Below are 1,113 nucleotides of genomic sequence, written 5' to 3' on the forward strand. Positions count from 1 at the left end.
ACTCCCATCAATACCATCAGTATTTTCTGATTTCATGAAGGTTTTGGCGTCATAATAGCCAGGCGCCAGAGGGTCTTTGTCCTGAACCTCCAAATTGTTAGCAATTGTCCAATCTGATTGCTCCAGATAACCCCAAATGTCAGCAGATGCATTATTAGTGATTGTTACATTTGTGGATTCCTTATCAATACGGATTATAGGTGTTCCAGTGGAGAGTTCTGCTCGTTCAGGAACAGAACCATCGTCGCGCAACACAACATTACCGTCGACTACCAGATTATTAGCGGCCCCAACGACAATACCGTTAAGATGACCATTAAGAATTGTATTCCCTTCAATGGCGATGTTTTTATAGAACATTTGCGAGTCTGCGCCTTGATCGACAGCCTCATTCCCCATGAAAATGGATTGAGTATGTTCACCCTCGCCAATATCCAAAGTATTATTTCTGATAATCACGTCAGTAATGGCTTCGGTGTTTCCATAAGTCCAGAACTGGATCATGTCAGCATGATCCCCGGCTTCCAGGTTCCTGCGAAAATCGTGGATATAGTTTCCCTCGATGAGCACATCCTGAACTTTTGTAAAGGTTAACCCGTCAGAACGTATTGTATGGATGTCGTTATTCCGAACCACATAGCCAGTGCCCCCCCCCATGGATACACCCATCCAGAAGTTGGACACTTCATTGTTTTCGAAAGTTATGTCTTCAGATTTACGGACGGATAGGCCTATACCATTGGAATAACCATCAGCAGTCGTGCCAGTATCTGAGGCAATGTCACCATCGAAAGTTGAATTACGGATAGCAATATTATTGGAATTATCCACCTTGAACGGACGCGCATATTTTGGCTGGCCGGACTCGAATGTATAATCAAATTCTAACCCCTCAAGGCTGAGATTAGATACACCATTCAGGCTCATACGGCTGAACGTGGCAGGGTTGTCAGGATCAATGGAAGTGATCACTACCTCAGAAGAAAATTCTACTGAAAAACCAGAACCTTCCCACAGAGAAAGAGTGCCATAGTCACCCCCCGCCAACTGAATTGTATCACCACCTTCTGCCTGTGCCAAAGCCGCATAAAGACCATCGCTGTCCGTAACAGT

1 protein-coding gene is annotated in these 1,113 nt (G+C 44.7%); it reads right to left on the reverse strand.

Annotated features, from left to right (window positions below; all coding sequences use genetic code 11):
* The coding region (locus tag Q0932_RS20455; RefSeq protein WP_299357107.1) for a right-handed parallel beta-helix repeat-containing protein at nt 1-1,113 on the reverse strand (1,113 nt) is incomplete at both ends.

It is taken from the genome of uncultured Shimia sp. (genome assembly GCF_947498095.1).
Lineage (GTDB): Bacteria > Pseudomonadota > Alphaproteobacteria > Rhodobacterales > Rhodobacteraceae > Shimia.